General features: G+C 64.2%; 5 protein-coding genes. 3 read left to right on the top strand and 2 right to left on the bottom strand.

Going from position 1 to position 5,582, the window contains the following annotated elements; all coding sequences use genetic code 11:
- Positions 1–83: 83 nt before the first annotated feature.
- Entirely contained in the window at positions 84–1,313 is a 1,230-nt protein-coding gene (locus JOZ76_RS10830; RefSeq protein WP_291698629.1) for a CaiB/BaiF CoA transferase family protein, read from the top strand.
- Here the strand turns inward: JOZ76_RS10830 and JOZ76_RS10825 are convergent.
- Positions 1,306–1,977, bottom strand: a complete 672-nt coding sequence (locus JOZ76_RS10825; protein ID WP_291698628.1) for a TetR/AcrR family transcriptional regulator — start codon at positions 1,975–1,977, stop codon at positions 1,306–1,308. The genes JOZ76_RS10830 and JOZ76_RS10825 overlap by 8 nt on opposite strands.
- A 202-nt stretch (positions 1,978–2,179) precedes the next feature.
- Between JOZ76_RS10825 and JOZ76_RS10820 the strand changes: the two genes are divergently transcribed.
- Complete coding sequence (locus tag JOZ76_RS10820) at positions 2,180–3,418, top strand: acyl-CoA dehydrogenase family protein (RefSeq protein WP_291698627.1); 1,239 nt, start codon at positions 2,180–2,182, stop codon at positions 3,416–3,418.
- 230 nt (positions 3,419–3,648) lie between these two features.
- On the top strand, positions 3,649–4,707 hold the full coding sequence (locus JOZ76_RS10815; protein ID WP_291698626.1) for a phosphotransferase family protein: 1,059 nt from the start codon (positions 3,649–3,651) through the stop codon (positions 4,705–4,707).
- A gap of 209 nt (positions 4,708–4,916) precedes the next feature.
- Here the strand turns inward: JOZ76_RS10815 and JOZ76_RS10810 are convergent.
- The coding region (locus JOZ76_RS10810; protein ID WP_291698625.1) for a hypothetical protein at positions 4,917–5,582 on the bottom strand (666 nt) is incomplete at its 5' end.

The following is a 5,582-nucleotide window of genomic DNA, read 5'->3' as shown; positions in this document are numbered from 1 at the left end:
CAAAAATGGTGTATCGGCTGGCGAGCGGCGCATAAGTCGCGCTGCGACCCCCACATAAGACCAGACTTTCCCGGAGGAAATTCATGTCGGCCCTGCCGCTCTCAGGCATCAGGATTCTTGATCTCACGCGCGTGCTCGCCGGACCCTTGTCGGCGCAGATGCTGGCCGATCTCGGCGCCGACGTGATCAAGATCGAGCGGCCGGGTACCGGCGACGACGCCCGCGCGTTCGGGCCGCCTTACTTGAAAGACCCCGACGGCAAGGCGAACAACAACAACTCCTTCTATCTCTGCGCCAACCGCAACAAGAAGTCGGTCACGGTCAACATCGCCAGCGCGGAAGGGCAGGAAATCATCCGCGCGCTTGCCAAGGACTGCGACGTCTTCATGGAGAACTACAAGGTCGGCGATCTCAAGCGCTACGGATTGGACTATGAGGCGATCCGCGCCATCAATGGCGGCATCATCTATTGCTCGGTGACCGGTTTCGGGCAGACCGGGCCCTATGCGCCGCGCGCCGGCTACGACGCGATTTTTCAGGCCATGGGCGGGCTGATGAGCGTCACCGGCCACATGGACGATGAGCCAGGCGCCGGCCCGATGAAGGTCGGCCCCTCGATCGTCGACTACATGACGGGCATGAACACGTCGATCGGCATTCTGGCCGCGCTCTATCACCGCAAGGTGAGTGGCGGCGCCGGCCAGCACATCGACGTCTGCCTGCTCGACACCGTGATCGCCTCGCTGTCGCACTGGCTGCAGATCTATCTGGTCAATGGCAAACAGCCGCCGCGCCGCGGCACCTGGGGCAATGGCGGCATGCCGGCCGGCATGTTCCGCTGCACCGACGGCGAACTGATGCTGGTGGTCGGCAACGACGCGCAGTTTACGCGGACTTGCGCCGTGCTCGGCGCGCCTGAACTGGCGAGCGATCCGAAATTCCTGAAAAACAACGACCGCGTCACCAACGGCAAGGAGATCATGGCGATCTTCGCCGGCCTGTTTCTGAAGAACACGGTCGGCCATTGGCTGGAGCAGCTGGAGAAGGCCGGCATTCCCTGCGGTCCGGTCAACGATTTTGCCCATGTCTTTGCCGATCCGCAGGTGCGCGCGCGCGGCATGGAAGTGAAGACCGCGCATCCCTTCGAACAGCATCTGTCGCTGATCCGCAACGCGCTGACTTTTTCGGAGACGCCGGTTACCGAATATCGCTATCCGCCGCTGCTCGGCGAGCACACGGCCGAGGTGCTGTCGTCAAAGCTCGGCTATGACGCCGCCAAGCTGGACGCACTGAAGCAGCAGGGCGTCATCTAGCGGACACGGCTGCGGCGCGCTCCGTTGTCTTCCCGCTTGCTGGTGACGCGATCAGTCCCAGCACCGCGACCCTGACGACGCGCTCGATCACGGCCTCGACGTCGTCGACGTCGCATTGACCTTCGGAGAGTTTGGCAAGCCGTTCGGTGTCGCGAACGGTCTGCTGCGCCATTGCGAGCGCGAAATGCAGCCCCCAATAGAGCTCGACGTCGCGATGGGCGGGCAGGGCGCGGCGCATCGCGGCGACGAATTTGCGCAAATGGTCGATCTCGCGGTTGCGGATGCGGCGGATCGGCGGCACCGATTCGATGCTGACGCGGATCATGAACCGCGCCGCGGTCGCGCGCTCGTTCTCGGGGCCGAGGCAGCCGCGCAGAGTCGGCCCGACGAGGGCGCGCAAAATGTCGGCGATCTCGGCGCGCCCGCCGCCTTGCTCCTCCGCCGCGCGCAATCGGCGCAGCCGCTCGCGGTTGAGTGCGAGGCTGCGAGTCACGAACAGTTCCGCGATCAGTTCGTCCTTCGAGCCGAAATGATAGTTCACCGCGGCGAGATTGACGTTCGCCTCGGACACGATGTCGCGCAGCGTGACGTCGGAGAAGCCGCGCTCGGCATAGAGCCGCTCGGCGGCGGCGAGAATGGCAGTGCGGGTCTGGTCGCTCGGCATGGGTCACCCCGGACAAGGGGAGTTGCATTTCAAACGTGTGTATGAAACTATCGTTTGAAGACAGGAAGATGTCAATCCGTGAGATTTCGCGGCGGCATTTTCGTTCCTGGCGGGCGGGTCGTGCGGCGCGGGCCTTGCGAGGGCCGGCCGGCGGGTTAACAGTGCCGCCGAACGAATTCAGAGAAGAGGTGAGGAGCGTCCGATGGATTTTTCGATGTCGCCGAAGCAGAAGGAATGGCTCGAGCGGGTGCAGAGCTTCATGACCAGGCATGTCCGCCCGGCGGTGCCTGTCTACAAGCAGCAGGACGCCGAAGGCGGCCGCTGGAAGGTGATCCCGATCCTCGAAGAGCTGAAGGCCAAGGCGCGTGCCGAAGGGCTCTGGAACATGTTCCTGCCGCCGTCCGCCCATGAGGACGACGAGTTCCGCGGCGCCGGCCTCTCCAATCTCGAATATGCGCTGCTTTCGGAGGAGATGGGCCACATCAGCTGGGCCTCGGAGGTCTTCAACTGCTCGGCGCCCGACACCGGAAACATGGAAGTGCTGATGCGCTACGGCAGCAAGGAGCAGAAGCGCAAATGGCTGCGGCCGCTGATGGACGGCGAGATCCGCTCCGCCTTCCTGATGACCGAGCCTGCGGTCGCCTCGTCGGATGCCACCAACGTCGAGACCCGCATCGAGCGCGACGGCGATCATTACGTCATCAACGGCCGCAAATGGTGGTCGTCCGGCGTCGGCGATCCCCGCTGCAAGATCGCGATTTTGATGGGCAAGACCGACCTGTCCGCCGCCAAGCATCAGCAGCAGTCGCAGATCCTGGTGCCGCTCGACACGCCCGGCATCAAGGTGGAGAAGATGCTGCCCGTGTTCGGCTTCGATGACGCGCCGCACGGCCACGCCCAGGTGCTCTTGGAGAACGTGCGTGTGCCGGCCTCGAACCTGCTGCTCGGCGAGGGCCGCGGCTTTGAGATCGCGCAGGGCCGCCTCGGCCCCGGCCGCATCCATCATTGCATGCGCACCATCGGCAAGGCCGAGGAGGCGCTGGAGAAGATGGTGCGGCGGCTCGCCTCCCGCACCGCCTTCGGCAAGAAGATCATCGAGCATTCGGTCTGGGAGCAGCGCATCGGCGAGGCCCGCACCAACATCGAGATGACGCGCCTGTTATGCCTGAAGGCCGCCGACATGATGGACAAGGTCGGCAACAAGACCGCGCAGCTCGAGATCGCCATGATCAAGGTGGCGGCGCCGAACATGGCGCTGAAGATCATCGACCAGGCGATCCAGGCCTTTGGCGGCGCCGGCGTCTCCGACGAGGCCGGGCTTGCCAAGGACTATGCCGGCATCCGCACGCTGCGTCTCGCCGACGGTCCGGACGAGGTGCATAATCGCGCCATTGCCAGACTTGAGCTTCGGAAGTATTCAAACGCTCCAGCGCGCAGTTAACGGAGTAGCCCGCGAGGGTAACTCCTCGGTGCAGATCTCGATCTGACCGAGTCAAATCTCTTCCAGTCATGCCCCGCAAAGGCGGGGCATCCAGTAGCCGGCGGCGCCAGCGATTAAGTCTCCGGCGTTTCGGAATACTGGATCGCCCGGTCAAGCCGGGCGATGACAAGCTGGAGGACGTTTGATCTGATCGGAATCTGCGCGAAAGAAGAACGTCAGGGAGCGTCAGCGTGGCCGAGGCGGTGAGGAAAGACGAGGAATATTCCGGCACCAGGCCGGTCGAGGAGCGGCATCGCATCGACGAGATGCGCCTCGAAGCGTGGATGAAGGAGCACGTCGACGGCTACCAGGGTCCGCTGACCGTGCTGCAGTTCAAGGGTGGCCAGTCCAACCCGACCTACCGTCTCGACACGCCAACGCGCTCCTATGTGATGCGGCGAAAGCCGTTCGGCAAATTGTTGCCGTCGGCGCATGCGGTCGACCGCGAGTACCGCGTCATCGCAGCGCTCGGCAAACAGGGCTTTCCGGTCGCAAAAGCCTATGCGCTCTGCACCGATGACGGCGTGATCGGCGCGGCCTTCTACATCATGTCGATGGAGGAAGGCCGGGTGTTTTGGGATCCAACCCTGCCGAGCCAGCCGGCGGAGATGCGGCGAAAAATCTTCCAAAGCAAGATCGAGACGCTGGCGCGGCTGCACACCTACGATCCCACCGCGATCGGGCTTGCCGACTTCGGCAAGCCCGGCAATTATTTCGCGCGCCAGGTCGACCGCTGGACCAAGCAGTATCGCGCCTCGGAAACCCAGCACATCGAAGAGGTCGAGAAGCTGATCGAGTGGCTGCCGCGCACGCTGCCGACCCAGGAGCGCGTGTCGATCGTGCATGGCGACTACCGGCTCGACAACATGATCTTTCACGCCACCGAGCCGCGCGTCGTCGCGGTGCTGGACTGGGAGCTGTCGACGCTGGGCGATCCCATGGCCGACTTCACCTATCTGTTGATGCAATGGATCATGCCGGGTCTCGACGGTGCCGACCTCGCGGCGCTCAACGTCCCGAGCCAGCAGGAGGCGGCGCAGATCTACTGCGACGTCACCGGGACAAAAATGCCGGACCTCAACTGGTATTTTGCCTATAACCTGTTTCGCCTGGCCGGCATCACGCAGGGTATCGCCGGGCGCATTCGCGACGGCACCGCGGCGAACGCCAAGGCGCTCGAATCCGCCAAGCGCACCGTGCCGCTCGCCAAGGCGAGCTGGCAGTACGCGCAAAAGGCGGGCGCGGTGTAGTTGGACGTGTGCTGCAACAAATGAGTCTGTCATCGCCCGGCTTGACCGGGCGATCCAGTATTCCAGAGACGGCTGTGATTGAGCCGAGAAGCCGCGGCGTACTGGATACCCCGCTTTCGCGGCGTACTGGATACCCCGCTTTCGCGGGGTATGACTGTTGGAGAATTTGGTGCGCATGCGTGTGCTGATGCTCCAGCCAGCTGCCAAGCTCATTTCCTCACCGCGCCGATGGTCTGCAGGCGAACATCCTCCGACTCGCCCTGCACGCGCGCGGCGACGAGTTTGCCGAGCACCTCGTAGCCGCCCTTGTTGAGATGGTCCCAGTCTTCCGGGCCGTGAATGACGCGCGTTTCGCCGGCGGCGCGCAGGGCCGGCGTCGCGTCGACGAAATCGACATGCGCCGCCGCGCTCATGCGCGCAGCCGCATCGCGCATCATCAGATGGTGCCGTGCGGCGACATCGTCGCCGATCGGGCCGCCGCCGGTCGGGCTGCAGAAGGCGACCGTCTCTGCCGCATGGCGATAGACCGACAGCGGCGAAGGCACATAGACGACGGTGACCGGCATGGCCGGAAAGCGCTGGCGCAGCCAGTTCAGCGACCGCGCGAACACGTTCATCGCAGCCATGATGCTATCCTCCGAAAGATGCGGCGCCGGGCCTTCGAGCGCGGGCGCCTCGACTACGGCCTCGCCGACGCGAAGCGCGTTCCGGGTCGAGACCCAGGTGCCGCAATGGGTCACCGAAAAGCCGGTGATGTAGTATTGCGACAGGAATTCCGCGAGCTTGAAGGTCATGTCGGCGAGCTGGCCATGACAGCGCAGCAGCGAGCTCGCCGCATAGTCATTGGCGAGATAGCGGTCGATCGCGCCATCGTC

The organism is Bradyrhizobium sp. (assembly GCF_019244115.1).
GTDB lineage: Bacteria > Pseudomonadota > Alphaproteobacteria > Rhizobiales > Xanthobacteraceae > Bradyrhizobium.
This window is presented reverse-complemented; position numbering and strand designations above follow the sequence as displayed.